Origin of the sequence: uncultured Gordonia sp. (assembly GCF_937858515.1) — a bacterium.
In the GTDB taxonomy this organism is placed as follows: domain Bacteria; phylum Actinomycetota; class Actinomycetes; order Mycobacteriales; family Mycobacteriaceae; genus Gordonia.
Genome location: NZ_CALLZT010000055.1, coordinates 1 through 25,688 on the forward strand (window position 1 = coordinate 1; position 25,688 = coordinate 25,688).

The 25,688-nt window shown below is 67.4% G+C and carries 25 protein-coding genes; 11 read left to right on the forward strand and 14 right to left on the reverse strand.

The annotated features are described in order from the left end of the window. The 6 genes from Q0627_RS04195 to Q0627_RS04220 all read right to left on the reverse strand — a co-directional run. A partial coding sequence (locus Q0627_RS04195; protein WP_298807839.1) for a tubulin-like doman-containing protein occupies positions 1–274 on the reverse strand: 274 nt, incomplete at its 3' end. A 64-nt stretch (positions 275–338) separates the two neighbouring features. Then, a complete protein-coding gene (locus Q0627_RS04200) occupies positions 339–3,185 on the reverse strand; it encodes a VWA domain-containing protein (RefSeq protein WP_298807841.1) in 2,847 nt (948 codons plus the stop codon). Continuing rightward, positions 3,182–3,655, reverse strand: a complete 474-nt coding sequence (locus Q0627_RS04205) for a hypothetical protein (protein ID WP_298807844.1) — start codon at positions 3,653–3,655, stop codon at positions 3,182–3,184. Before Q0627_RS04205 ends, Q0627_RS04200 begins: the two co-directional genes overlap by 4 nt. A 117-nt stretch (positions 3,656–3,772) precedes the next feature. Beyond that, entirely contained in the window at positions 3,773–4,534 is a 762-nt protein-coding gene (locus Q0627_RS04210) for an AIM24 family protein (RefSeq protein ID WP_291019243.1), read from the reverse strand. 14 nt (positions 4,535–4,548) lie between these two features. After that, a complete protein-coding gene (locus Q0627_RS04215; protein WP_291019245.1) occupies positions 4,549–5,253 on the reverse strand; it encodes an AIM24 family protein in 705 nt (234 codons plus the stop codon). A gap of 11 nt (positions 5,254–5,264) precedes the next feature. Further along, complete coding sequence (locus tag Q0627_RS04220) at positions 5,265–5,885, reverse strand: AIM24 family protein (protein ID WP_291019249.1); 621 nt, start codon at positions 5,883–5,885, stop codon at positions 5,265–5,267. A gap of 108 nt (positions 5,886–5,993) precedes the next feature. Between Q0627_RS04220 and Q0627_RS04225 the strand changes: the two genes are divergently transcribed. The 6 genes from Q0627_RS04225 to Q0627_RS04250 all read left to right on the forward strand — a co-directional run bounded on the left by Q0627_RS04225 (position 5,994) and on the right by Q0627_RS04250 (position 12,982). Beyond that, positions 5,994–7,205, forward strand: coding sequence for a hypothetical protein (locus tag Q0627_RS04225; protein ID WP_298807854.1), 1,212 nt, complete (start codon positions 5,994–5,996; stop codon positions 7,203–7,205). Next, positions 7,202–8,374: an HpcH/HpaI aldolase/citrate lyase family protein gene (locus Q0627_RS04230; protein ID WP_298807857.1), complete on the forward strand. Its 1,173-nt coding sequence runs from the start codon at positions 7,202–7,204 to the stop codon at positions 8,372–8,374. The genes Q0627_RS04225 and Q0627_RS04230 overlap by 4 nt, the downstream gene beginning before the upstream one ends. 23 nt (positions 8,375–8,397) lie before the next feature. Further along, the gene (locus tag Q0627_RS04235) at positions 8,398–9,651 is read left to right on the forward strand and encodes a phosphoribosyltransferase family protein (protein WP_298807859.1); all 1,254 of its coding nucleotides are present in this window, start codon (positions 8,398–8,400) and stop codon (positions 9,649–9,651) included. Continuing rightward, complete coding sequence (locus Q0627_RS04240; protein WP_298807863.1) at positions 9,648–10,778, forward strand: cysteine protease StiP family protein; 1,131 nt, start codon at positions 9,648–9,650, stop codon at positions 10,776–10,778. Before Q0627_RS04235 ends, Q0627_RS04240 begins: the two co-directional genes overlap by 4 nt. After that, positions 10,775–11,611 (forward strand): HAD family hydrolase, encoded by an 837-nt coding sequence (locus tag Q0627_RS04245; protein ID WP_298807866.1) that lies wholly within the window; start codon positions 10,775–10,777, stop codon positions 11,609–11,611. Before Q0627_RS04240 ends, Q0627_RS04245 begins: the two co-directional genes overlap by 4 nt. A gap of 108 nt (positions 11,612–11,719) precedes the next feature. Then, positions 11,720–12,982 (forward strand): TerD family protein, encoded by a 1,263-nt coding sequence (locus Q0627_RS04250; protein ID WP_298807869.1) that lies wholly within the window; start codon positions 11,720–11,722, stop codon positions 12,980–12,982. 63 nt (positions 12,983–13,045) lie between these two features. Here the strand turns inward: Q0627_RS04250 and Q0627_RS04255 are convergent, their stop codons facing one another. Together Q0627_RS04255 and Q0627_RS04260 are read right to left on the reverse strand one after the other, a co-directional pair. Further along, on the reverse strand, positions 13,046–14,248 hold the full coding sequence (locus Q0627_RS04255) for a serine hydrolase (RefSeq protein ID WP_291019272.1): 1,203 nt from the start codon (positions 14,246–14,248) through the stop codon (positions 13,046–13,048). 259 nt (positions 14,249–14,507) lie between these two features. Continuing rightward, positions 14,508–14,960, reverse strand: a complete 453-nt coding sequence (locus Q0627_RS04260; RefSeq protein ID WP_298807874.1) for a MarR family winged helix-turn-helix transcriptional regulator — start codon at positions 14,958–14,960, stop codon at positions 14,508–14,510. 65 nt (positions 14,961–15,025) lie between these two features. Here Q0627_RS04260 and Q0627_RS04265 point away from each other — a divergent pair, with 65 nt between their 5' ends. The 5 genes from Q0627_RS04265 to Q0627_RS04285 all read left to right on the forward strand — a co-directional run bounded on the left by Q0627_RS04265 (position 15,026) and on the right by Q0627_RS04285 (position 19,716). Continuing rightward, positions 15,026–15,400, forward strand: a complete 375-nt coding sequence (locus tag Q0627_RS04265; protein WP_298807877.1) for a cupin domain-containing protein — start codon at positions 15,026–15,028, stop codon at positions 15,398–15,400. 160 nt (positions 15,401–15,560) lie between these two features. Continuing rightward, on the forward strand, positions 15,561–16,208 hold the full coding sequence (locus Q0627_RS04270) for an LGFP repeat-containing protein (protein ID WP_298807879.1): 648 nt from the start codon (positions 15,561–15,563) through the stop codon (positions 16,206–16,208). A 155-nt stretch (positions 16,209–16,363) separates the two neighbouring features. Then, positions 16,364–17,143: an SDR family oxidoreductase gene (locus Q0627_RS04275; RefSeq protein ID WP_298807882.1), complete on the forward strand. Its 780-nt coding sequence runs from the start codon at positions 16,364–16,366 to the stop codon at positions 17,141–17,143. Positions 17,144–17,213: 70 nt separating this feature from the next. Further along, the gene (locus Q0627_RS04280) at positions 17,214–17,996 is read left to right on the forward strand and encodes an SHOCT domain-containing protein (protein WP_298807885.1); all 783 of its coding nucleotides are present in this window, start codon (positions 17,214–17,216) and stop codon (positions 17,994–17,996) included. 43 nt (positions 17,997–18,039) lie between these two features. Then, on the forward strand, positions 18,040–19,716 hold the full coding sequence (locus tag Q0627_RS04285) for a plasmid pRiA4b ORF-3 family protein (RefSeq protein WP_298807888.1): 1,677 nt from the start codon (positions 18,040–18,042) through the stop codon (positions 19,714–19,716). A gap of 14 nt (positions 19,717–19,730) precedes the next feature. On the opposite strand, the gene Q0627_RS04290 is transcribed toward Q0627_RS04285, so the two are convergent. The 6 genes from Q0627_RS04290 to Q0627_RS04315 all read right to left on the reverse strand — a co-directional run bounded on the left by Q0627_RS04290 (position 19,731) and on the right by Q0627_RS04315 (position 25,564). Continuing rightward, on the reverse strand, positions 19,731–20,834 hold the full coding sequence (locus tag Q0627_RS04290; RefSeq protein ID WP_298807890.1) for an NAD(P)-dependent alcohol dehydrogenase: 1,104 nt from the start codon (positions 20,832–20,834) through the stop codon (positions 19,731–19,733). Between the two features lie 158 nt (positions 20,835–20,992). Beyond that, the gene (locus tag Q0627_RS04295) at positions 20,993–21,589 is read right to left on the reverse strand and encodes a TetR family transcriptional regulator (RefSeq protein WP_298807893.1); all 597 of its coding nucleotides are present in this window, start codon (positions 21,587–21,589) and stop codon (positions 20,993–20,995) included. Continuing rightward, entirely contained in the window at positions 21,586–22,371 is a 786-nt protein-coding gene (locus Q0627_RS04300; RefSeq protein ID WP_298807896.1) for an ABC transporter permease, read from the reverse strand. Before Q0627_RS04300 ends, Q0627_RS04295 begins: the two co-directional genes overlap by 4 nt. Beyond that, entirely contained in the window at positions 22,368–23,111 is a 744-nt protein-coding gene (locus Q0627_RS04305) for an ABC transporter ATP-binding protein (RefSeq protein WP_298807899.1), read from the reverse strand. Before Q0627_RS04305 ends, Q0627_RS04300 begins: the two co-directional genes overlap by 4 nt. A 60-nt stretch (positions 23,112–23,171) precedes the next feature. After that, the gene (locus tag Q0627_RS04310) at positions 23,172–24,446 is read right to left on the reverse strand and encodes a M20 family metallo-hydrolase (RefSeq protein ID WP_298807901.1); all 1,275 of its coding nucleotides are present in this window, start codon (positions 24,444–24,446) and stop codon (positions 23,172–23,174) included. After that, positions 24,443–25,564, reverse strand: coding sequence for a diaminopropionate ammonia-lyase (locus tag Q0627_RS04315; RefSeq protein ID WP_298807904.1), 1,122 nt, complete (start codon positions 25,562–25,564; stop codon positions 24,443–24,445). Before Q0627_RS04315 ends, Q0627_RS04310 begins: the two co-directional genes overlap by 4 nt. Between the last annotated feature and the right edge of the window lie 124 nt (positions 25,565–25,688).

Sequence of the window (25,688 nt, forward strand, 5' to 3'; positions counted from 1 at the left end):
GACCGGCGGCCAGGCGCTGCGAAAGCGCGTTGTCGAGAACCTTGTAGCTGTCGCTTTCGGGTCCGGTGCCCACGTACACACCGTCCTGATCGCGGACCGAGCCGACACCCTCGACCCGCGACGGCGAGGTCGGCACGTCCAGGTGGACGAACTGCCAGCCGGCCGGGATGCGACCGATACCGTGTGCCGCCAGGTCCGACCGCAGCTGATCCATCATGTAGGCCAGCGTCGCGCCGCCCGATCCGCCACAGCCGACGATCAGTAGTCGCCTCATATGTCCCTCAACCCCTCGCCGTGATCCGGTCGGATCACTTGGTTATGCGTGCGTGAAAGATTCATCACCCGAACGGATTCGGTCTGTCTCCGGTTCCCGGACCACCCTGATTACCCGGACCGCCGGGTGGAGGACCGAATGGGTTGCCGCCGAATGGGTTGCCGCCGAATGGGTTTCCTCCCTGCTGCGGCGGAACCTGTCGGGGTGGACCCTGTTGGGGCCGGAACTGTTGCGGCGGCCCCTGCTGTCCGGGTGGCGGGCCGAACGGGTTGGCCGGAGCACTGCCCGCACCACCTGTGCCGCCACCGCCGCCGAAGGGATTGCCCGGACCCGACGGCGCCACCGGACGCTGGTCCTCGGGGATGTTGCGCAGCGCGTCGGCGCGCAGTTGCGGCAGTACTCGCGGCAGATGCTCGGTGACCTCGGTGGCGAGCCGGTCGATCACGTCGCGGCCGACGTCGCCGACGAGCATGACCACCGTGGCCGTGTTCTCCGGTCCACGCGGATCGTGCAGCACGAACCAGGTGTTGTGTACGGCCAGCGGCAGACGGGCGTCGGGCGTGGCGCCGGTCCGGTCACCGGAGCGGCCGGCCGCACCCGCCAGACCGGGCGCGGCGGCCACCACGTACCCGGTGCCGAACGGCGACCGGCCGATCCTGGTGCGCAGCAAGATCCCGCCCAGGTCGAGCCGGCGCGTCGCAGACCCGGTGCCGGGCACGAGCTGGACGAACTCGTCGTCGCGAACGGCCAGCGGCCGGCCACGGTGGGTCAGGGACGGCCCGCCGTCGCGGGTCAGGGACGGCGCGCCGTCGCGCATGACGGACGAGCCGTCGACGCGGACCTGGATCTGTTCGGCCCGCAACGCGCGGCCCGGAATCCGGGCGGTCAGCCACTTGGCCGCGTACAGCACCAGCAGCGGGATGAGCGGCCCGAGGACGAGCCCGACGATCAGTGCGATGAGGAAGTTCGTGGTGTTCAGCGGCTTCTGCAGTGCGGCGGTGAACGGGACCTCGGTGGCGATCGGTTGCTCGCCGGCCTGCTCGGGTCCGAGCATTACCCGCAGGGTGCCGTTGACGTCGCCGTTGACCGCGGTCGGTACGGCCATGCGGACGGTGAGTTCACCCGACGCGCCGTCGACGACCTTGACGCAGGAGTCCTTGGCCGCGGCGTCGGAGCTGATCGCGAGGCCGTCCGCGCCGTCGGGTGCGGCGACGACGGTGGTCTTGTCGAGCCAGACGCAGCCCGGGCCGGTCACCTTCAGGGTGGCCGTCGTGGTGCCCTCCCCCTCGAATGTGCCGAAGTCGAGCTTGGCGTCGACCTTGGGGTAGCCGACAGGTGGGTCGACGGTGACCGGTAGCTCCACCGTCGACGGCGACAGCGCGGTGCCCTGTACGAGCGTGCCGTCGCTGTCGCGGGCCGATGCGGTGGTCACCGACAGCGTCATCCGGAGCGTGGCCCGGCCGGGTGCCACCGAACCCAGATCCAGCGATCGGGCCGCGGCGATACGGCCCTTGGGGATGTCGCGCCCGATGGAGATCGCCTTACCCGACGCGGGAACGAGTTCGGTGGTCAGCGACGCCGTCCCGGGGATGCCGGCGGGGTCGACCTGTTTGCCCGCACCGTTGCGCAGGCCGAACTTCATGTCCACGGTGTTGCCGGAATGCAGGGCGGTGTTCTTCCCGCCGAGCCAGGTGGCCGTCAGATCACCACGAATGTGTATCTGCGACTTGGTCTTTGCCGCGGAATCGGAGTCGGGGGCGATGAACACCAGCGCCCACGCGCCACGCCACTGCGCCGCCTGTGAGTTGGTCATCCGGACAGCGACGGCCTTGTCACCGGGGAAGTCGTAAGCGATCGTCACCCCGCCCACCTCGGCGCTGCCCTGCTTGTCACCGGCCATGCGCGTTTCGGTGCCGTCCGGGGACACCAGCACCGGGGTCAGGCCGGTGCGGTCGGCACTGGCCAGGATATTGACACTGCCGACAGACGAATCGAGCACGAAACGATGCTTGCCCGAGTCGCACACCTTGACAGCGCAGGCTCCGGTCTCGTTGGTCAGCGGCGGCTGTCCCGGGGTGCTGAGTTTGTCGAAGGTGAACAGCAGTTCGTCGATGTCGTCGGCGAGGTAGAAGTCGCCGGGCACCGGGCTGCGCACGTCACCGCAGGTGCCGGTGGACGTCTGCTCACCGGTGGCGATGGACTTGAGCAGATCGAAATCGGCCGCCTTGACGTCCTTGCCGGCCAGGCCGATGGCGACGGTGATGATGTCGGACGAGCGCACCTGGTCGACGAGGCCGCCGGGACGGCACAGACTGGTCTTGGCCGCCTCGACCATCTTCTTGCGGTCCTGCTCGGTGTCGAGGGAGACGCCCGGCGCGTACGGCTTGTCCGCGCTCGACCGGATGGTGAAGTCGAGCTTGCCGTCGGTGAACCAGGCGATCATCCGGCACGTCGGCGCGTCACCGGACTGCATCGTCTTGCGGGCCCCGTCGAGGGCGAGCCAGTAGTCGGTGTCGGTGCCGCCCGCGCGGTCGGCGAACCCGTCGAGGGTGGCGGTAATCGAATCGAGGGACTTCTCCGACAGAGTGGTCCAGCCCTTGCGTTCGCTGTAGGTGTCGGAGAATCCGGCGATCGCCACGTCGAGGGACACGCCGGTGTCGGTGGCATAGGTACTGAGCTGTTCGGTGAGGAACTTGGCCGCGGCTACGCGCGCGGCGTCGGGGTCGGTGACGGCGAGGCTGCGTGATTCGTCGACCAGCAGCAGCACCCGGCCTTCCTTGGCGCCGGCCATGCACGCACCGAACCGGTCGATGCCGGACTGGTCGTCGGGTGCGGCGCCGGCTGCCGGCGTCCCGGTGAGCGTGGCCAGGAAGGTCAGCAGGATCGTCGCGGCCAGCGCATGCCACCTCATCGGCGTCCCACCCAGATCGCGAAACCGAAGGCGCCGACCAACACGCCCGCGGCCACCAGCACCATCACCGCCACGTAGGCGCCCATGATCCAGCCGGGCCGCAGGTACACCGCCGACGTGCGGCGCATCGTGTCCTTCGAGGAGAACAGCGCCACGACACCGATCGCGATCGGTCCGGCCAGCAGCCAGCCGATCAGGCTCTGCCACTGCGCCCAGAACAGCGCACCGATCGCGATACCTGCGGCGGCTAGCACACCGGAGGCCACCAGCAGTGCGGTGGGCGGTCCGACCGGTGTCAGGTCCGCCTGTGCCGGGGCCGGTGGCGCCGAGTATCCGGGGACAGTACGGGCCTGCGGGGCTCCTGCCGGGGCGAATGGTCCCTGCCCGAACGGACCTGCGGGGGGTGGTCCCTGCGGGCGCCCACCACCGGGCGGCCCGAACGGCGAGCGGCCCGGACCGCCGTTGTTCACGGGGCCGCCACTGCCGGGGCCAGGCCCAAAGGGGTTACCGGAAGACACCCTCGCATCGTTCCACATCGCACCGGCGGTTGGGCGCTGCCGACGCCGGATTCGATCCTTTATCCGACGCTATTGATGCTGGCCGAGCTGCATGTTGATCTGCTGGTTGATCTGTTGCAGCCCGGGAGCCGACAGTCCGGCCAGCTGCCCCTGGATCGACCGGACGATCGAGCTGTCGTTGATGACCTTCTCGCTCGACTGCACCAGTACCGTTCCGGCGCCGGTGAAATCGAACTGCCGTTCCTCGCCGGAGTTGATGCCCATCCGGCGGCCGGCGGCGGCAATGAAACCGTTCACCCACGCTTCGTCGTAGTGATGGCTCGGCGACGGGCAATCGGCCCAGCCCACCAGCGCTTCCGGGTCGACCCGCACCGGCGGTTCGATGAACATCACCGGCCCGCTGGAGGAGGCGAGGAACTTGCCGCTGCCGATCAGGGTGACGAAGCCCGGCACGATCGACTGATTCATCGACAGGGTCGGCTGGAAGCCCAGCAGATTCGCCGACCGGATGGTGAGGTTGCCGTCGTCGAGATCGTAGGAGTTGATGTCGTAGCCGCGGTCACCGATGACCAGCTTGCCCTGGCCCTCGGCGACGACGAAGTCGGCCAGATACAGGGGCGCCGAGAATTGCTGCGCCACCATCTGCAACAGACCGCCCTGCAGGCCGTGCGTCAGCGCGGTGAACCGCATCTGCCCGTAGTAGGCGATCATCGCGCCCTTGGACATGAACCACGGCTGGGTCAGGTCGATGCAGTAGGCATATTTGTTGCCCTCGATGTTGTCGTCACTGGGCAGGGTGTGCGGATTCCACACCGTGTTGTACACGCTCACAGTTGTTTCTCCACTCACATCTTCTGTTCGGATGCCTGCACGTACACCACGCCCTGACCGGTGCATTCGAGCTGCATGGACTCCCCGCCGCCGCGGCCGACGTTGCGCCAGCTCATCGCCGACTTGAGCGTCGAATTGACCTGTCCGGCCGAGGCGACGAACGCCTGCGGGTCGACGAGCACCGCGCCGCCGGGGTTCACCGGAAGCTCGAAGATGCCGCCGTGGCCGAGCACCACGACGCTGCCCGCACCCATCAGCTGGGTGGTGAACATGCCCTGCCCGGTCATCGCGCCCGCGGCCGCGTTACGCAGCGACCCGAACAGGCCACCGCCCCCGCCACCGCCCTGGCCGCCAGAGGAGGCCACCGACACGATCGACGCCTGGATGTCGGCGGTGCGGGCGAGCAGCCGGGACGCCTCGACGCGCATCTGCCCGCCGACCGATCCCAGGTTCACCACCGTCGCCTCGATGCCGCGGAAACCGTAGTGCACCACGCCGTTTCCCTGCGCGAGCATCGTGGCCTCATGTTCGCCGGAGAGCATGCGACCGGCCATCCCGCCCATCATCCCGCCGCCCATGCCCCCACCCCCGCCGGGGACCTGATGGGGTTCGAAGTACACCTGCCCGGTGTAGAAGAGCATCGCGCCGCGCCGGGCGACGATGGGCCCGGACTGTGCGAGATTGACCGAAACGACCTTGCTGTTGACCGCTGTGAACACCGCTGGGCCTCCTATCGTTCAGCCGGCTGGATGGAGACGACGCCGGTGCCGGCCCAGCGCAGCGAGAACGCCTCGCCACTGCCCTGGCCGACGGCGGTGCGCCACGACACATCGGTGTCGAAGGACTGGGTGAGCTGGCCGCGGGCGCACACGAACGCGTCGGGGTCGACGACCAGCGGGTACTGGGGGCTGACCTCGAGGTGGATCAGCGGCCCGCCGCGCGAGAGCAGCGCCACCTGCCCTTGTCCGGCGACCGTGGTGGTGAACAGCCCCTGACCACCGGCCATGCCTCGCACACCGGCGAAAGTGACGTTGGTGGTCAGGTTTCCGGCCAGCAGCAGCAACTGCTCGGACTCCACCTGCAGCGTGTCACCGTTGAGGTCGATGATGGTCACCTCGGCGGCATCGTGGGCGAAGTACACCACCCCGTGCCCCGTGCACTCCATCAGCGACAGGGATTCGCCGGTCGCCTTCTGTTTGAGGCCGGCCACCACGCCCGCACCGCCGCCGAATCCGGCCGACTTGAACGTGACCTGGCCTTCATAGGCCACCATCGAACCGCTCAGCGCACGCACCGAGGTGCCCGCGAGGTGCGCTTCGAGCACCCGCTTGGATCGTTGTACCAGTTGCACGAGTCAGATAGTGACACACCGACGGGCGCTGCGGAATGCCCGGCGGAGCATCAGATCGCGTTGTCCGCCGTCCGACCGACACGACATGCGCCGATTAGCATCGGTGCCGTGGCCGGGAACTTCGTCAGACGCGTGTTCGGGGGGCGCTCGCGTGTGCAGGGCGCGCAGGTGCAGGAACAGCTGGGCGCGCTGACCACGGCCTTTCTCGACCTCGAACGACAGCTCACGCAGATCGACGCCGCCGTCGCGCCGGCCCGCGAGATCAACCCGAACTCGCCGGCCGCTCGCGACTGGCCGCCGCTACGCGACCGGCAACTTCAGATCGTCGGTGAGTACCTGCGGCTGACCGCGACACCCGATCCCGGCGCCCGTGACCACACCCGGCCGCCGTCGCCGGCGGAGATCACCGCCTGCATCGACGCCATCGGTGCTCTCTCGGGCGACATGGCCCGCTTCGGCCAGGTCCACCACAACGAACTGACCTCGGCCGCCGGTGCCGCCAGCCTCGCGAGCCACGAAACCCACCAGGCGAAAGTCGCTGCCCACCAAGCACTCTCCCAACTCGATCAGGCGCCGGGCGCCGCGCGCAGGCTCCGGACCGTCGACGGCGCCGCCCGCGCTGTGCGCGAGGGACTGCCCCGGCTCGATGCCGCCACGACGATCCCCCAGCGTCGTCGGGAGGCGGCGGCGGTCACCGCGGCGGCCCAGCGGCTGCACGGCGTGCTGACCGAGGCCGCATCGTTGCCCGAGCAGGCCGACCGCGTCATTCGGTCGGTGGAAACCCGGATGTCGGCCGTCGGCCACCGGGCGACACAGATGCCCGACGCGCTGTCGGCACTGCTGCGCGAGTTCAGCACCGACTGTTCGAAGGATCTGCGCGACAATCAGCGTGCGGTGGACGGCCATCTCACCGAAGCCCGCGACGACATCGAACAGGCCCGCCGGCATGTGCGCACCGACCCTGACGTGGCCATCACCGACGCCGAGCGGGCCCGCGATCATCTCGACGAGGCGCAGCGGGCGGTCGACCAGGTACTCGATCGGCTGCGCACGTTGCGCGATGTGCGCGCCGATCCGGCCGGGCATGAACGCAAAGTGAGGTTCCGATTGCGGGATGCGCAACAATTCGCCGTCAACAATTCTCTGGTTGACGATTGGGGTTCTGTGCTCGACGCTCAAGGCGACCGCATCGACCGGGCAAGAACGACGCTCGGCCGCATACACCCCGACTACTGGGCGTACTGGACCGAACTTCGCGCGGTCGATGCCAGGATCACCGAGATCATCGACCGCATGAGAGGACAACTCGCCGCGAAATGAGCACGCCCCGATTCCGGCACTTCCATCACCTCGACGACGCCGTCGTCGAACGCCTGTTTCTCCATAGCCCCCAGCCGGTCGGGCACGACGATCCGACGCGGGTGCTGGCCCTGGCACTGGGCGCCACGCTGTACGTGCCCGGCAACCGGGCCGATCTGGCGCGCACCATCGAGCGGCGCTTCGCCAACGGGGTGACGTCGATGGTCATCGACCTCGAGGACGCCGTCGCCGACGACGAGGAGGACCACGCCGCCGCCTGTGCCGTGGCCGCCCTCGACGAACTCGCCGATGGGCCGGCGGCGGCGATGCTGCTGTTCGTGCGCACCCGCACCCCCGAACGGATCCCGAAGATCGCCGCCGAACTGGGCCCCGGACGCACCGCCCTGTCGGGTTTCGTGCTGCCCAAGTTCACCTCGGCCATCGCCCGCGACGGGCTCGACGCGGTAGTGCGGGCCTCGGAGGTGCTCGACAAACACCTGTACGCGATGCCGGTCCTGGAATCGCCGGAGATCGTGTACCGGGAGACCCGCGACATCGAGCTCGGGTCTATCGCGGAGATCCTGGGCGAGTATCGATCTCACGTCCTGGCCGCCCGGATCGGCGCCACCGATATGTGTGGGATGTTCGGCATCCGCCGCGACCGCGACCTGACGATCTACGACGTGCGCGTGGCCGCCGACGCCATCGCGAGCATCATCAACTACCTCGGGCGCGCCGGCGACACCGGCCACATCATCACCGGGCCGGTGTGGGAGTACTTCGCCGAACACGAGCGGCTGTTCCGGCCCACGCTGCGGCAGACCCCGTTCGCCGACCACGACGCGGTGCTGTTCCGGCAGCACCTGGTGAGCCGCGACATCGACGGCCTGCTCCGCGAGATCGCACTCGACCGGGCCAACGGCATGCACGGTAAGACCGTCATCCATCCCACCCACGTGGCGGCCGTGCACGCACTGTCGGCGGTCACTCACGAGGAGTATCACGACGCCGTCGACATCGCGGGCGGTGACGCCGGCGGAGTGCGCACCTCGACCTATCGCAACAAGATGAATGAGCTGAAACCGCACCGTCGTTGGGCCCAGGGTGTGCTCGACCGGGCGCACGTTTTCGGGGTGACCAATCCGAACATCACCTTCGTCGATCTGCTGACGGCGCTGGTTCCGGCGTGAGCACATCTCTCGAAAGCAGCTGGGTGAGCGATACTTTCGGTGTCCTGCTGGGCGGTGACGGTATCGGCGACCTGGTACGGCTGGGCCTGCGCCGCAACCCCAAGCGGGCACACCTGCTGGTGTCGACGGTGCTGGGCAAGCATATTCCCACCGACCCGGCTCTCGTGCGTGGTGCCGCGGATCGGCTCGCCGATCTGGTCATCGAACATATTGGCATGGAAAAGTCATCTGCTGCAACAGTTCTGGGATTCGCCGAGACGGCCACCGGGCTGGGTCACTGCGTTGCCGACCGGATGAGTGCGGCCTGTTACCTGCATTCGACACGGCGGCGCGCCGACGGGGTGAGCGTCACCGCGACATTCGAGGAGGGGCATTCGCACGCCACCACCCACTTCATCGAACCCACCGACGCCGCACTGTTCACCCCCGATGCGCCGGGCACCGAGGTGCCGCTGGTACTCGTCGACGACGAGATATCCACCGGCGCCACCGCTTTGGAGGCGATAGCCGCACTGCACCAGCAGTATCCACGGCCGTCGTACGTCGTGGCCTCGCTGGTGGACATGCGAGATGCCGACCAGCAGCGGCAGTGCGAGGTTGATGCGGCAGAGTTGGGTGTAAGCGTCGAGTTCGTCGCTCTCGCGCACGGAAGTATCGATCTTCCAAAGGGATTCACCGACGAGGTGTGTGCGCTGGCTGCACCCGCACTCAATCCCGTCGGACCTGCCACGGGAGGCCTGGAGACGGTCCGGATTCCCTGGCCCGCAGAGGTTCCGGACGGCGGTCGGCACGGGTTCCTCCGTACCGATGGTCCGGCATTCGGCGAGGCCACCGCCGCGGTGAGTGCCGCCATCGCTGGTGTACTCGACACGTCGGCGCCGGTTGTGGTGGTCGGGCATGAGGAGTTCATGTACCTACCGCTATGCGTGGCCGAATATCTTGCGCAGGAGGGATTTACGGTGCGCTATCAGACATCGACGCGCTCACCCGCATATGTCCTCGACGAGCCGGGGTACCCGCTGCGGCGTGGCTTCGAGTTCCCCGCTCCCGAGGGGGACCACAGCGCGAAACGCTATCTCTACAACGCGGTGGTCGACGCCGCCGATCCACGGGGTTCTCAGGTGGTGTTCGTGTGTGACCGGCCCGCCGACACCGACGAGTTGTACGGCTCCGGCGGCCTGGCCGATGTGCTGGCCCGTGCCGGACACAATGTGATTGTGGCCGTGGTGGATACACCGTCCCAACAGACACTGCGCGCAGCCAGGGAGGCACTATGACCACGCCACCGCTGACCGGCCCTGACTTCGGCTCTTACGCCGCGGGGGAGGTGACATGGCTGCTCAAGGATCTGTCCCACGTCGCGCTCGAAGGTGATATCGCCGACCGGGAACGGGCCATCCAGTCGGGCCGGGCACACTACGCCGAATCGCTGCCGGTGGAGTTCCAGCCGGACGAGGAGTACCAGAAGCTGTTCCGCACAGCGCTGTCCGAGAGCGCCGACCGGCTCGCCACCGCCATCGGCGCCGTCACCGACCTGCTGATCACCGACAGAGTTGCCAAGTCCGGGGCTACTGATCTGACGCTGGTGTCGCTGGCCCGGGCCGGCACCCCGGTGGGAATCCTCATGCGCCGCTGGGCGGCCCGCATCCATGGGCTCGACCTGCCGCACTACACCATCTCGATCGTCCGGGACCGCGGTATCGACTCGGTGGCGCTCGACTACATCGTTTCCCGGCACCGTCCGGAGTCGGTGGTGTTCGTCGACGGCTGGACCGGAAAGGGCGCCATCGCAAAGGAACTCACCGCCGCACTCGCCGAGTACGCGGCGGCCGGCGGTCCGGCACTGTCCGACGACCTGGCCGTCCTCGCCGACCCCGGATACTGCGTGCGCACCTTCGGTACCCGCGACGATTTCCTCATCGCCTCGGCCTGCCTCAATTCGACGGTGTCCGGGCTGGTATCACGTACGGTGCTCAACAGCGACTACATCGGGCCCGGAGAATTCCACGGCGCCAAGTTCTACCGCGACCTGACCCCCTACGACGTGTCGAATCTGTTGCTGGACACGGTCGCCGACCGATTCACCGCGGTCCGTGACGCGGCCGCGCGGCAGTGCGCCGACGTGCTGGCCTCCGACCGGGAACCCACCTGGGCCGGCTGGCATTCCATCGAGAAGATTCAACACGAGTACGGCCTCGGGTCCATCAACTTCGTCAAACCCGGTGTGGGAGAAACCACCCGGGTCCTGCTGCGGCGGGTGCCGTGGAAGATCCTCGTCGACGCACCCGACCGTCCCGAACACGACCACATCCGGCTGCTGGCCGCCCAGCGCGACGTCCCCGTCGAAGTAGTGCACGGACTGGCGTACTCGTGTGTCGGACTGATCAAGGAGAACACCGAATGACCGTGCCGCTCATAGCAACCGACCTCGACCGCACCATGATTTTCTCGAAGGCCGCGATGGGGCCCGAGCAGTTCGGCAGACTCGACCTGCGATGCGTCGAGATCCACGAGGACGCGCCACTGTCGTTCATGACGGCCGACGCCGTCGACCTGCTCGACACGCTGGCCGCGGCGGCACCGGTAGTGCCGGTGACCACCCGAACTCCCAAGCAGTACCGGCGGATCGCACTGCCCGGCAGACCATTCCGGTATGCCGTGGTGTCCAGTGGCGGCAGGATCATCACCGACGGCGCCGACGACAAGTCCTGGCGCGCCCACATCGACAGCCAATTATCCGGTGCGGGAGCAGATCTCGGCACCGTCGTCGCCGAACTCGAATCGCGGATCGATCAATCGTGGGTCAAGAAGTTCCGCATCGCCGACGAGCTGTTCTGCTACATCGTCGTCCGTACCGAACGGCAACCGGCCGGGTTCCTGGCCGACTGGACGGGCTGGTGCGCCGAGCGTGGCTGGACCGTATCGCAGCAGGGCCGCAAGATCTACGCCCAGCCAGCCACCGTCACCAAGAGCGCGGCGCTGGCCGAGGTGCGGCGCAGACTCATCGACGACGGCACCCTGGCCGCGGCGGCGCCCGTGCTCGCCGCCGGTGACGGACTGCTCGACGCCGACCTGCTCGAGGCCGCGGACCGAGGGATCCGGCCCGCGCACGGCGAACTGCACGAACTGGACTTCCAGCGCGACCACGTGCGCGTAACCGAGACGGTCGGCGCGCTGGCCGGTGAAGAGATCCTCGCCTGGTTCCACGCCGCGATACCCGGCGAAAGCGCCGCCTGATCGACCCGCCCGACCCGCCATGCCGCACTTGCCCGAATCGTGACTTGGGAGACATGCCCTAGGGTGGTCGGCAACACCTGCGACACCAAACCTGAGGGAGCCGCCATCGTGACCGCATTGTCGAAGGGGCAGAACGCCCCGCTGCCGACACCCGACGTCGTCCTGTCCGTCGAGGTCGGCACCGCTGCCGACGTGTCCGCCCTGCTGGTCACCCCTTCCGGCAAGGTGCGTACCGACAACGACTTCGTGTTCTTCAACCAGCCCACCGGCCCCGGCGTGCGGCTGGTCCCCGCTGCAGGCCTGGCGCAACTGCACGTCAGCACCGGCCAGGTCCCGGCCGAGATCGACGCGATCCGCGCCGTGATCACCCTCGACGACGCGTCGTCGTCGTTCGGGAGGTTCGCCGCGCCCACCGCCCGCGTCAGCGATACCTCTGGACGCGAGCTGTATTCGTACACGATCGGCGAGTTGTCGTCGGAGTCGGTGGTCATCGCCCTGGAGATCTACCGCCGCAATGCCGACTGGAAGGTACGGGCCGTCGGGCAGGGCTACTCGGGTGGGTTCGCCGACCTGGTCCGCGATCACGGGGTGAGCGTCGACGACGCACCGGCACCACCTCCCGCGCCGGCACCGGCCTACCAGCAGCCCGCACCCGCGCCGTCGTACCAGCAGCCCGCGCCGGCACCGGCTTACCAACAGCCCGCCCCCGCATACCAGCCTCCGCAGTCGTTCCCGCCTCCCACGGGGGCGCCCGCCGGGTACGGTCCGCCGCCCGAGATCAGTCTCAGCAAGAGCCGGCCCGTCAGCCTGGTCAAGGGTCAGAAGGTGACCCTGCGCAAGGAGGGTGGCGTCAAACTCACCGACGTGCAGATGGGACTGGGCTGGGACCCGGCGCAGGCCAAGTCGATGTTCGGGCGCAGCCGGGCCAGCTCGATCGACCTGGACGCCTCGGTGCTGATGTACTCGCAGGGCCGCTGCGTCGACGTCGTCTACTTCGGGCAACTCAAGAGCAAAGACTTCTCGATCCAGCATTCGGGCGACAACCTCACCGGCGACGGTGACGGCGACGACGAGTCGGTGACCGTCGCGCTGCACAACGTCGCACCCAGCATCGACGCGCTCGTCTTCATCGTCACCTCGTACCGCGGTCAGACGTTCGAGGAGGTCGACAACGCCTACTGCAGGCTCGTCGATCTGACCACCGGCGCCGAACTGGCCCGCTACACCCTGCGTGGCGGAATGCCGTACACGGGTGTGACGATGGCCGTCATCAAACGGGAGGTCGGCGACTGGAAACTCACCGCCCTCGGTGACGGATTCCAGGGCAAGACCCCGAAAGACGCTCTGCCGCACGTCCAGAAATACGTGTAGCCCCTTTCGCCGGTTGAGTCACCGGGGGGGCATTGCCTTGGTGACTCAACCGGCGAAAGGCCGTCAGCCGAGGGCGTCGTAGAAGGCTGTTTCGAGCTCCATGTACTTGGTGAACGAGGTCGGATCGCCGAACGGCAGGATCTGGGTGGCCCAGTAGCCGCCGAAACCATTCTCGCGGTCGATCCAGTAGAACAGGTTGGCCAGACCCGCCCAGCCCTGCGCGCCCGCCGGACGTCCGGTGGGGGCCTTCTCGTTGTTGATCATGAACGGCAGCGACCACGACTTGGACTGTCCGGGGAAGAATTCCGCGGTGTTCGACAGCGACGGGATCACGCCGGGCAGTTCGGTCACCGGCAGGTCACCGAGGTGGTTCTGCACGGCCATCTCGACGGTCGACTCGGCCAGCACCCGGCCGTTCGCGCCCGCACCGTCGTTGAGCCACATCCGGATGAACTTCATGTAGTCGCCGACGGTGCCGTACAGCCCGTGACCACCCATGTCGACTTCGGGCGGCGACGGCAGTTCCAGGTCCATCGGGGTGAGCGAGCCATCGTCGCCGCGGGCGTGGATCTCGGCCAGGCGCGGCCGGAAGTCGTCGCGCAGTTCGAAACTCACGTTCTCGATGCCGAGCGGGGCAAAGATCTTCTCTGCGAACACAGCTCCGAGACGCTTACCGGTGATGCCTTCGACGACCTGCCCGACCCAGTCGATGTTGGTGCCGTACTGCCAGCGCTCGCCCGGATCGAACAGCAGCGGCGTGGTGAGCGCGGCCATCGTGGCGGTGATGACGCTGGGCTGGCCGTGTTCCTCAGCCAACTTGCAGTAGTTGACGTCGAAGAAATCGTAGCCGAAACCGCCTGTGTGCGTGAGCAGTTGGCGGGTGGTGGGCACCGACTTGGGCGCACGCTGCACCGGGTTGCCGGCGTCGTCGAATCCTTCGAGGACCTGCAGTTCGCCGATCTTCGGTGCGTAGTCGGAGGCGGGTGCGTCGAGGTCGAGTTGACCGGCCTCGACGAGCTGCAGCGCGGCGGTCGCGGTGAACGCCTTGGTGGTGGAGAAGATGGCGAACACGTCGTCGGTGGTGATCGCATTATCGGTGCCGAGACGACGTACCCCCGCGGCACCCTCGTAGATGTTGCCGTCGCGGTCGGTCACCATCGCGACGACGCCGGGGACGCGGGCGTCGCCCTCGACGGCCGAGGCGAGCACGGCATCTGCCGCGGACGTGAACGCGGCCTGGTCTAGGGCCGGGGAGGCGCTGGTCATGATGTGAAATCCCCTCACGAAGGTTGTGTGACTGGTTAGCTGTACTTATAAACTCGGGTAGCCGGTGGCCGTGTCTCGTGTGGCCGGCGGCCGCGTCATCGAGTGTGGCCTGCCAGGCAGGCGCCGACTCCGTCCGTGTAGGACACCACACGACGCGCTGCTGCGGGCAAGGTTTGGTCCGGTTGGACCAGGAATTTTGTCCAACCGGCCAGGTCGTTCCCTGCCACTTCGTCGTGTCGCGTCCCATCACCACACGGCGTCACCACACCGGACGGGGAGTGCCGTCGCCCGCGAGGTCATCGAGCATGCCGGTGAACGATTTCAGTGCGACCGGGCCCCACCGGGTTTCCAGCCGCTCGACCTCGGCCGCGGCTGTGCGCGACGCGGCGCGGGTGACCTGCCGCCCACGGGCGGTGAGTTCGATGATCGAGGCCCGACGGTCGGCTGGATCGGGCCGGCGCGCGACGTATCCATCGCGGACGAGGGCATCGACGATGGCCGATGCCGACTGTTTGGTGACGCCGAGGTGTTCGGCGATCTGATTGATCGACGCGCCGGCACCGGAGATGCGGGCGAACACCAGGCCATGCACGGGCCGCAGTCCGGGGTGACCGGAAGCGATCACGGCATCGTTGATCCGTTCGGCCACAGCAGAACTCGCCCGCATCAGTAGTAGCGACAATTCCTCCGCCCGAACAGCACGCCTTGACATATAGACAGCTTAACTGACTTAATTATGGACAGTTAGGCTGTCTATTTTATTCGGAGGTTCCCGACATGCCCGTATTCACCATGACCGACGCCCGGCCGCACGAGATGCACGGTGCTCGATTCGAGTCGGTGGTCGCGCCGTCGGCCGGCAGCACCGAACTGTGCGCCTGGCGCACCACCGTCACCCCCGGAACCGCCGGGCAACCACACACCGTCGACCACGAGGAGGTGTTCCTGGTACTCGCCGGAACCCCCACCATCACCCTCGACGGAACGCCGACACGCGTGGCATCGGGATCGGTGATCTTCGCGCCCGCAGGCAGCAACGTCAAGCTCGACAACGACTCGGAAACCGAAGCGCAGCTGTGGGTCACGACGGTCGTCGGACTGACCGCGACCACCCCGTCCGGCGACCGGATCGTGCCGCCCTGGACGCTGTAGTCTCCGGCGCCCCGTTGGGTAAATCGTTAGTAAGCCTTAGCATAAATCCCCGGGATTTGCTATCTACAATTTCTAGGTTCACTGACGTAACATGGCCGAGGGTTTGCGCAGCCGCGCGGACACGATCATCCGATCGACCGGAACACACGTAGGGGATTTCATGCATCAGGTCTTTCGACGCTCCGCCGCTGCCGCAGCCGCGGTAGCCGCCACCGCACTCATTGTCGCCGGTTGCGGCGACGACAACGACGACAACGCCTCGTCCTCGGCGGCCTCGTCGGTGCAGGTGTCCGCAGAAGCGAGCGCGGACGCCTCTGCCGGTGCCTCAGCGGGTGCCGACGCCTCCACTTCCGCCGACGCCTCCGCAGGTAAGGACGTCAAACTGACCGCCGCCGACGGCACCGAGGTGACGCTCACCGGCGCCATCGCGGCCAAGTTCAACGCCGCCACCGACAAGCAGCGGGCCGACCTCGGCAAGCCGCTGACCGGCGCCGATACCTCCGGCACCAGCGACAGCGGAATGACCTTCCAGCAGTTCGACGGCGGCGTGATCTCGTCCAAGGGCGACAACGCCTTCATCACCTGGGGCAAGATCCGCGACGCCTGGAACGTCAAGCGTGACGACACCGGCAACCCGTCGGAGTCGGGCAAGAGCGGCTCCACCGGACCGCTCGGCGCGCCGACCAGCGACGAGACCGACGAGGGCGGCCTCAAGCAGTCGACCTTCGAGAACGGCAAGATCACCTGGGATCCCAAGACCGACACCACCGAGGTGACCGTCAAGGACAAGGTCGTTCCCGCCAAGTAGGCACGAAAGCACTACCGCAGTACCCCGCAGCCCCACCTCGCTCAGGCGACGTGGGGCTGCGGCTTTCGCTCGGGCCCGCCTTTCGGCTAACTTGAATTGAGGTTCAAGTCAGCGGACCGATTCCCGTCGCTTCGCTCGCCCCGGAAGGAAACCCCATGGATACGACGACGCTGTTCTCCCTCGAAGGCCGCAGCGCGCTGGTCACCGGCGGCTCGCGCGGCATCGGCAAGATGATCGCCGAGGGGCTGCTGCGGCAGGGTGCCCGCGTCTATATCACCGCCCGCAAGGCCGCGGCCTGCGACGAGACCGCCAAAGAGTTGTCGGCGCTCGGGTTCGGACAGTGCGTCTCGCTGCCCGTCGACGTGTCCACCACCGAGGGCATCGAACAGCTCGTCGCCGCGTACTCCGCACATGAGCAGTCCCTCGACATCCTCGTCAACAACGCCGGGGCCGCGTGGGGCGCCGGATTCGACGAGTTTCCCGAAGCCGGCTGGGACAAGGTGATGGACGTGAACGTGAAGGCACCGTTCTTCCTCACCCAGAAGCTCAAGCCACTGCTGCTGGCCGGGGCCGGAGGCGGGCACCTGGCCAAGGTCATCAACATCGCCTCCATCGACGGACAGTCGCTCAACCCGATGGAGACCTACTCCTATCACGCCAGCAAGGCCGGCCTGATTCACCTCACCAAGCGGATGGCCGTGAAGCTCGCCCCCGAGGGCATCATCGTCAGCGCTATCGCGCCGGGCGCCTTCGCGTCGAACATGAACAAGGAGGCCCGCGACCACGGAGACCTGATCGCCGGCCACATCCCGTCCCGGCGCGTCGGCGAGCCCGAGGACATGGCCGCTGCCGCGATCTACCTGGCCTCCCGCGCCGGCGACTACGTCGTCGGGTCGACCATCACCGTCGACGGCGGGGTGAACATCGCCCGCTGACCCGGCGGCATCCGGGCAGGCGCGCCTAGACTGGACGGGTTCCTGTCGTCAGCGAAAGAAGATGTGACCCATGACCGCCGCACTCACCCCGGAAGCCGAGCAGTCGGTCAGCAACATCGCCGCACGGTACGGGTTGTCCACCGATGCGGTGGTGGCCATGCTGTACGCCGTCAACTCCGGCGGCGGCACCATGGCGCAGTTCTCCATTCCCGAGCTCGGCGGCTCCGGCCAGTGGATGCGCGGCGGAATGACCATGGTGGGCAACATGTTCGACAACAACCTCAAGGCGCGGGTGGACAATCTGTGCAACGAGCTGTCGCAGTTGCTGGCCACCACCATCGTGTTTCCGCCCGCCCCGGCCGGGGTGGGTGGGTCGCAGATAGGCGGGTTCACCGCCGGCAACTGGTGGCCCGCCGACCTCGGCGTACCCAGTTCGACGGGCGCGCAGAACGGGGCGCGATACGCGGTCTTCCCGGCCACCGCTCGTCTGGCAGTCGAATCCGGCGGTGTGACAAGGGTCTACGACACCGGTCAGCATCAGATCGGCGGGGTCCAGCAACAGCACGGCGGGCTCGCCGGCACGGTCTCGTTCACCAGCCAGTTCGGCACCTTCGACACCACCTCGCTGATCGAGCTGACCGGTGGGCAGGTCGCCGCCACCCCGGTCGCCGCGCCCGCACCTGAACCGTACGTGGAGCCGATCGCCGAACCGGTTCCCTCCGCCCCGGGCGGTCCGGGTGGTTCCGACGACATCTTCGCCGCCATCGAATCCCTTGCGGGACTTCACCAACGGGGAATACTCACCGACGAGGAGTTCGCCACCAAGAAGGCGGAGCTGCTCGGCCGACTGTAACAACCATCACCCGGCACGATCCTGCCGGTAGACTGTGGCACCGATGAGCAGCAAATCGCAGGACAAGGCCAAGCGCAGGGCCCGACGTAAGGCAAAGAGTGCCGGCGGCGAGCGGGACTCCAATGTGGTCCCGCTGTTCGGTCCGCCGCCGATCCCCTACGTCGACGAGTTCACCGACTGGGTCGCCGACACGATCTTCGACGGCGACATGACGACCACCAACAGTCTGCTGGCGCAACTCCAGATCATCGTCGCCGCGATACGACAGGCACACCCCCGTTTCGACCCCACTGCCTGGACCATCGCCGACATCGACGCGATGGTCAGCTTCCTCGAGTACATGCAGTCCGAGGACAACGTGTCGCTGGACCAGGCGCGCGCGATCGCACTGTCCGCACAAGCCTATCTAAGCTACCTCGATGAACAAGACCTGTGGGCCGGCGATGATGACGTCGCCGACTACGCGCGGACGGAACTAATGTCGGCCGTCGGCCTCGAACAGTCGGCGGCGATGATCGGTGATGTTGACGAGGACGACGAGCGGGCGGCTCTGCTCGCGACCAGGCCGGTATCGTGGCTCATCGAGTTGGCAGCGTGGATCGGCGACGAACGCCCCACCACCCCACATCTGTGGCTCAAGCCGGCGTTGCTCCCGCAACTCGCCGAGGCACTCTCGGTCGAACTGTCGCCGAGCACGAGGAGCATGAGTTCATGTACGCCGCTGCGTGATGTCTGGGAGCAGGCCCGGGCCATCGCGGTGATCGAAGTCAACGGCGTGCGCGCGGTGCCCGGCAAAGCGGCTGCGCTGTGGCACCCGGACGCGCCGATCGAGGTCCTGCGGCTGGGCCTGGCCTCCTGGATCGGGATGCGTTTCGACGAGATCGCCGACGACCCGGAACTGGTGTCCACGTTCTCCAGCGTCATAGTCGGCGGAATGACCGGCCTGCCGGCGGGCAAGCACCACATCAACATGTGGCCAGAACTGCACGGCGTCGACCGCACAGTCGTCCGCGACACCCTCCGACTCCTCGATGATGCCGTCGACGACGGCTGGGTGAGCGTCGTCGACGACGAGTTCGTGGTCCCCGAAGCGCTTCGGCCGGCGGTGGTCATGGCCATTCCCGCACCGGACGGCGCCGACGGCATCGACGACGCCGAACCGGCACTGCTCACCGTGCGTGTCGCCCTCGACGGCACCGAGCCACAGGTGTGGCGGCGCATCGAACTCGATTCGGAGACAACACTTGACGAGTTCCACGAGATCCTTCAGGTCACCTTCGACTGGGATGACAGCCACCTGCATCAATTCACCGCGGACGGATGCACTTTCGTGCCCGACCACCAACTCGCCGACAGCGTCGGATGTGCTCATGCCGAGGACGAATCGGAGATCGGCGACTTCCTGACCGCACCGGGCAACCGGATGATCTACGAGTATGACTTCGGCGACGGGTGGCGGCACGTCATCACCCTCGAAAAGACGTCATCACCCGGCACCGACGAGCCCGCCTACATCACCGATGGCGCCGGGATGGCACCGCTCGAAGATGTGGGCGGACCGGGTGGCTGGCTGGATTTCGTTGCCGCGGTGAATGATCCGGACGATCCCCGCTGCCAGGAACTCCGGGAATGGGCGGGCATGGACGACGCCAAGCCGCTCGACGCGGCGGCGTTCGACCGGCCGTCCACCAACCGTCAGTTACGCCGACTCGGCCTGTAGCGGCTCCCGCTCCCCTACGGCATCACCAGGACTGCTTTCACTGCCTTTCCGGAGGCGGTGTCGGCGATGGCCTGTTCGATCTGATCGAACGGGTAGGTGGTGATGAGTTTGTCGAACGGAAATAGACCGGCCTCGTACAGACTCAGCATCTGCGGGATGAAGGTCTGCGGGATCGCGTCGCCCTCGATCGCCCCGATGATCGTCTTGCCCGTCGCCGACACCAGGCCGAGGTCGATGGACGAACCGGGCCGGGGAACGCCGACGAGGGCGATTTTGGCGCCGAAGGCCGCGGCCTGGATCAGCGACGCGATCACCGGAGCGACACCGGTGGTGTCGAGCACGAAATCCACTCCGCCGCCGGTGATCTCCATGATCTTCTCGATCGGATCAGCGTCCTTGGAGTTGATGGTGTGGGTGGCGCCCAGGCTTGCCGCGACCTCCAGACGTTCGTCGAGAATGTCTATGGCGATGATGGTGGTTGCCCCCGCGACCTTGGCACCCATGATCCCGGACAGGCCGACCGCCCCGGTGCCCGCGACGGCGATCGTGCCGCCCGCGGGCACCGCCAGCGAGTTGAGCACCGTGCCCGCACCGGTTTGTATCCCGCAGCCAAGCGGACCGACGAGTTCGACGGGAACGCCGGCGGGGAGCTTCACGAGGTTCTTTTCCTGCGCGACAGCGTGGGTGGCGAACGACGACTGACCGAAGAAGTTGCTCGACACCCGGTTGCCGTCCGCGTCGGCGAGCGTGGTGGTGCCGTTCTCACGGGCGCCACCGAAGTTGAGTGCCATGAAGTTGACACAGTAGGCCTCGCGTCCGGCCAGGCAGTTACGGCACGTGCCGCACGCCGCGAACGACAGCGCGACCGCGTCGCCGACCGCGAAACCGCTGACCGCGGTGCCGATCTGCTCGATGACACCGGACCCTTCGTGGCCGAGGACGATCGGGAACGCCGCGGGAATATGACCGTGCTGCACGGCGAGATCGGTGTGACATAGACCCACCGCGGTGATCTTCACGATGACCTCGTCGGGCTCGATGTCGCCGATGACCAGGTCGGCGAAGACGAAGGGCTCGTCGACGCCACTCAAGACCGCGGCATGAACAGGTGTCGGCATGGGGGACTCCCTTTCTCTTCGGCGAGGAAGTTCGCCTGGAATCGTCCCACCAACGTACTGCGATGTTTCGCGCACCGCTCGGATTCGGGCACAGTCGGTCAGTGTGCTCCCGAACCCGGTTTCCGGGATCAACCGCACGGTCAGCATCGCCTTGGCGTTCATTCGGGCAGCGGGTCCGTCAGGTAGTGCTGGACGGTCGGGCCAATGTGGGCGGCGAGGTCGTCGAGGCTCATCGACGTGATCGGTTCCAGGCGGACTATGTAGCGCAGCAACAGGACTCCGGCGATCTGGCTTACTGCGAGGGCTGTGCGGGTGGCCGCGGTGGTGGGGTCGAGTTCGGCGTTGGCCGCCAGTGCATTGGTGACGATGTCGCCGAGGAAGGTCCGTAGAATCGTCGAGTCGGGGTCGGTGACCTGTGCTTTGAGCAGGGCGATACCGGCCTGTTGGTGGTCGCCGTCCCAGAAGCCGATGACCGCCCGGACCATTGTTTCGCCGAGTCGGTCGCGGGGTACCGATGTCAGTGCCGTCAGCAGGGTTTCGGGGTCGAGCGGGATGGCGACAGCGGCCAGGAACAGTTCGCGTTTGGTGCCGAAGTAGTGATGGACGAGGGCGGCGTCGACACCCGCAGCGTCAGCAACGGCACGCACCGATGTTCCTGCAAATCCACGTTCGGCGAACAAGTTTCGCGCATTCGCGAGCACCAGGCCGCGGGTGTCAGGGGATCCGGGGCGACGCCCACCGCGGCGTCCGCTCATTCGGTTCTCCGGCGCAGCGTTGCCGACGCCAGCGTCAGAGCCACGATCACCCAACCGATGATGACGGCCACGTCCCGCCACAGTGCTCCGGTCGGGTTCGTATGGGCAGCAACCTCTTTGAGGGCATCAACCGCATAGGTGAGGGGCAGAACAGCGGAGATGGCCTCCATCCAACCGGGCAGGTCGGCGCGGGGCACGAACAGTCCGCACACGAACAACTGCGGGAAGACGACCGCCGGCATGAACTGGACGGCCTGGAACTCACTGTTGGCGAACGCACTGCACAGCAGGCCCAACCCGACTCCCAGCGTCCCCGACAGCACGGCCACCACACCGACGAGCCAGATCGAGCCTTCGACGGTCAGCCCGAGCAGGCCGACGGTGACCGCACACGCGACGATCGCCTGCGCCGCGGCCATGAGGGAGAACGCCAGACCGTATCCGCCCAGCAGATCCAATCGGCTGATCGGGGTGGTGAGCAGACGTTCGAGGGTTCCCGAACTGCGTTCGCGCAGCATCGCAATCGAGGTCACCAGGAACATCGTCACGAACGGCATGATGCCCAGCACGGGGGTGGCGAACTGATCGAAACGGCCGCTGCCGCCGGGCAGGTCGTCGAACATGAAGTACAGCAACGTCATCATGACGGTGGGAATCATCAGCATCATCACGAGGGTGCGCGGGTCGGCACGCAGTTGTCTCAGGACGCGGACCGCGGTGGCACCGAGAAGCCCCGGGTGGATCGGCGCGGATGAAACCGACTGCGTTGCACTATTGTTCATCGTTCACTCTCCTCGATCAAAGCCAGGAACGCCCGCTCAAGATTGGTCTGCCCTGTCCGAGTGCGTAATTCGTCGGGGGTGAGTTCGGCGACCAGCGCGCCCTCGCGCATCAGGATCAGGTTGTCGCACTGCTCTGCCTCGTCCATGACGTGGCTCGACACCAGCAGCGTGACGCCGCTGTCGGCGAGGCGCCGGAACCGTCGCCACAGGTCGGCGCGCAGCACCGGGTCGAGCCCGACGGTCGGTTCGTCGAGGATCAGCACCTGTGGCCGCGACACCAGCGCACACGCCAGCGACACGCGGCTGCGTTGCCCACCCGAGAGGGCCCCTGCTTTCCGGTCCGCCTGATCGTCGAGACCGACCACCGAAATCGTCTCGGCCACAGCACCTTCAGATCCGAGAATGGTGGCGAAGTAGCGCACGTTCTGGGCAACCGTGAGGTCGGTGTACACCGACGCCGCCTGGGTGACATACCCGACCGATCCCCGAAGTCCCGCAGCGCCGGCCGGCTGCCCGAGAACCTCCACCGACCCGGACACGTTCCGCTGCGTCCCGACGATCGCCCGCATCAACGTCGTCTTCCCACAGCCCGACGGACCGAGCAGTCCGGTGATCGCGCCACGTGGGATCGCGATGTCTATGCCGCTGAGCACCTGGTGACCGCCCCGACGGACCGACACACCCGCACAGCGGATCGCCACCTGCCCCGGTGATAACTCACCACTCGATGAATTCATCATGCGATGAATTATTGACCCACGCCGACGACCACGTCAAGGGGCGTCGTCATGCTCGCGCTGTCAGTCCTCCAGCAGGTCGAGCACCGCGTGCAGCAGCACGTTGATGCCGTCGGCGCAGGCCTCGGGCGTCGAGTACTCACGCGGGTTGTGGCTGATGCCGTCGTAGAGCCCGGGGACGAAGACCATTCCCGCGGGACAGAGCGCGGCGATCTCGCCGGCGTCGTGACCGGCGCCGGAGGTGATCTCCTCGCTGCTCAGACCCAGATCGACGGCGGCCTTGGCCACCCGGTCCTGCATCTGCGGAGGGAAGTGCACGGGTGGGGTCCGCGCGGTGACACTGACCGAGATGGTGGTGCCGGTGCGTTCCTCGACGGCGCGCAGGTACTCGTGCAGATCGTCCGTGGCGCGATCCATCTCGTCACCGTCGTGGTTTCGCAGGTCGACGGTCATCAGCACATGGGACGGCACGATGTTGATGAGGTTGGGTGTCGTCTCATGCCGTCCGACCGTGGCCAGCATGACGCCGTAGTCGCCGGAGGTCACCATCTCGTCGAGACGCACCCGGATGAGCGCGGCGGCCAGTTCTGCGTCACGGCGCAGCGAGTTGGGGGTGGCACCGGCGTGGGCGGCGCGGCCGGAGATCTCCAATTCCAGCCAGGTGATCGCCTGTACGCCGCGCACCACACCGATCTCGGTGTTGTGCTCGGCGAGGATCGGCCCCTGCTCGATATGGCATTCCAGGTAGGCGTGGGGTTGCGCCGGCATCGGGACCGGCTGGTCGCCGACGAGGCCGTGCCGGTCGAGCTCTTCGCCCACGCTCACGCCGTCGCGATCGGTGCGGGAACGGGCCTGCTGCAATGGGATACGACCGGCGGCGGTGGCACTGCCGAGCATGTCGGTGCCGAACCGGGCGCCCTCCTCCTCGGTGAAGATCGCCACCTCGAACGGGCGTCTGGTGCCCACCCCGTGATCGTTGAGGGTACGCACGACCTCCAGGCCGCCGAGGACGCCGAGGCATCCGTCGAATCGGCCGGCGGTGGCCACCGAGTCGATGTGGCTGCCGACGAGAACCGGGGCGAGCGAATCGTCGAGCCCGGCGCGGCGCGCGTACACGTTGCCGATGGCGTCCATTCGGATGGTCAGGCCCGCGTCCCGCATCCAACCGAGCACCAGCTCGCGGCCGGCGATGTCGTCGTCGGTGAGTGCTAGGCGGCGCACACCGTCGAGGTCGGTGTCCGAATCATGGTAGGCACCAACCGCTCCGAGCTCGCTCAGCGATTCCCAGAGCCGCTCCGAGTCGATGCGCAGCACCGCGGTGTCCGTCGCGCCAGTCATGCCGGGCTCGCTTCGGCGCCGACGATGCTGCGGTAGTTGGCCAGGTCGGTGGCGCCCTCGGTGGAGATCACCAGGACCGAATCGGAGTCGTTGATGCCCAGCACATCCCGGTGCGCCAGCAGACCGCCCAGACCGGCCGCACCGCTTTCACCGGACACGATGCCGTCCACGGCGAGCAACCGCATGGCGTCGGCAACCTGGTCGTCGGTGATGGTGACGAAGGTGTCGTAGCCGGCGGACACGTCGGGCCAGGCGATGAGAGACGGTGTGCCGCAATTGAGTCCGGCCATCATCGACAGCTGCGGGCCCGGAATGGTGGTGACTTCACCGTGTTCGATGCTGGCGGCCACGCAGTCGGCGTCGGTGGGCTCGACGCCCACGAGCCGGGTCCCCTCCGAACCGGCGAATGCCCGCGCCACCGCGGCGGCGAATGCCCCGACGCCGATCTGCGCGGCGACCACGGTCGGCGGGGTCAGACCCTCGGCCCGGTACTGGTCGAGCACCTCGCCCATCATCGTCGAATAGCCGTCGATGACCCAGCCCGGCGGCTCGGTGTAGCCCTCCCACGAGGTGTCGGAGATGACGAGGGTGGTGTCGGAGGCGAGGGCGGCACTGGCAGCGATGGCGTCGTCGTACCCGCCGTCGATCACCTCGACATCGGCGCCCTCGCTCCGGATCGCGGCGATGCGTTCGGCCACCATGTCACCGGGCACCAGGATGGTCGCGTCGAGGCCGAGCAACTTGGCCATCCGCGCGACGGCACGGCCGTGGTTGCCGTCGGTGGCGGCGCACAGCCGCAGGCCCGAGCCCTTGACGCGCTCGGCCAGAGCGTCGAGCGTCGGGATTTCCTCCGGCGTGGCACCGAGGTGCGCCAGTAGCACCCGGTAGGTGGCCCAGGACGCCCCGAGCACCTTGAACGACGGCATGCCCAGCCGCGCGGATTCGTCCTTGACCCGCACCGACGCGGCACCCAGCTCGCGGGCGGCCGCAGGCGCGTCGATCAGCGGTGTGGGCGCATAGCCGGGCAGGGTCCGGTGAAATCGCGCGGGCTCGGCGCTCAGCTCCCCCACGCGGGACGGCGCATGCAGCGCATTGGCAAGAACACGGGGTTCGGGCACGACGGACTCCTTCACATTTCGACGGGACCAGGCTATTAACTTGTATGACAACTGTCAAGATACCAATTGCGGGCGGTTCTGCTAGTCTTCGGTGCCAGGAGCGCGAACTCCCCACCGGGTCCAG

Bases quoted from the DNA above. Each gene is read 5' to 3' on its own strand.
- Q0627_RS04240 (WP_298807863.1), top strand. From the start codon at position 9,648: ATGACCACGCCACCGCTGACCGGCCCTGACTTCGGCTCTTACGCCGCG.
- Q0627_RS04245 (WP_298807866.1), top strand. From the start codon at position 10,775: ATGACCGTGCCGCTCATAGCAACCGACCTCGACCGCACCATGATTTTC.
- Q0627_RS04305 (WP_298807899.1), bottom strand. From the start codon at position 23,111: ATGATGAATTCATCGAGTGGTGAGTTATCACCGGGGCAGGTGGCGATC.
- Q0627_RS04275 (WP_298807882.1), top strand. From the start codon at position 16,364: ATGGATACGACGACGCTGTTCTCCCTCGAAGGCCGCAGCGCGCTGGTC.
- Q0627_RS04295 (WP_298807893.1), bottom strand. From the start codon at position 21,589: ATGAGCGGACGCCGCGGTGGGCGTCGCCCCGGATCCCCTGACACCCGC.
- Q0627_RS04285 (WP_298807888.1), top strand. From the start codon at position 18,040: ATGAGCAGCAAATCGCAGGACAAGGCCAAGCGCAGGGCCCGACGTAAG.
- Q0627_RS04270 (WP_298807879.1), top strand. From the start codon at position 15,561: ATGCATCAGGTCTTTCGACGCTCCGCCGCTGCCGCAGCCGCGGTAGCC.
- Q0627_RS04290 (WP_298807890.1), bottom strand. From the start codon at position 20,834: ATGCCGACACCTGTTCATGCCGCGGTCTTGAGTGGCGTCGACGAGCCC.
- Q0627_RS04260 (WP_298807874.1), bottom strand. From the start codon at position 14,960: ATGTCAAGGCGTGCTGTTCGGGCGGAGGAATTGTCGCTACTACTGATG.
- Q0627_RS04280 (WP_298807885.1), top strand. From the start codon at position 17,214: ATGACCGCCGCACTCACCCCGGAAGCCGAGCAGTCGGTCAGCAACATC.
- Q0627_RS04265 (WP_298807877.1), top strand. From the start codon at position 15,026: ATGCCCGTATTCACCATGACCGACGCCCGGCCGCACGAGATGCACGGT.
- Q0627_RS04310 (WP_298807901.1), bottom strand. From the start codon at position 24,446: ATGACTGGCGCGACGGACACCGCGGTGCTGCGCATCGACTCGGAGCGG.
- Q0627_RS04230 (WP_298807857.1), top strand. From the start codon at position 7,202: ATGAGCACGCCCCGATTCCGGCACTTCCATCACCTCGACGACGCCGTC.
- Q0627_RS04300 (WP_298807896.1), bottom strand. From the start codon at position 22,371: ATGAACAATAGTGCAACGCAGTCGGTTTCATCCGCGCCGATCCACCCG.
- Q0627_RS04200 (WP_298807841.1), bottom strand. From the start codon at position 3,185: ATGAGGTGGCATGCGCTGGCCGCGACGATCCTGCTGACCTTCCTGGCC.
- Q0627_RS04255 (WP_291019272.1), bottom strand. From the start codon at position 14,248: ATGACCAGCGCCTCCCCGGCCCTAGACCAGGCCGCGTTCACGTCCGCG.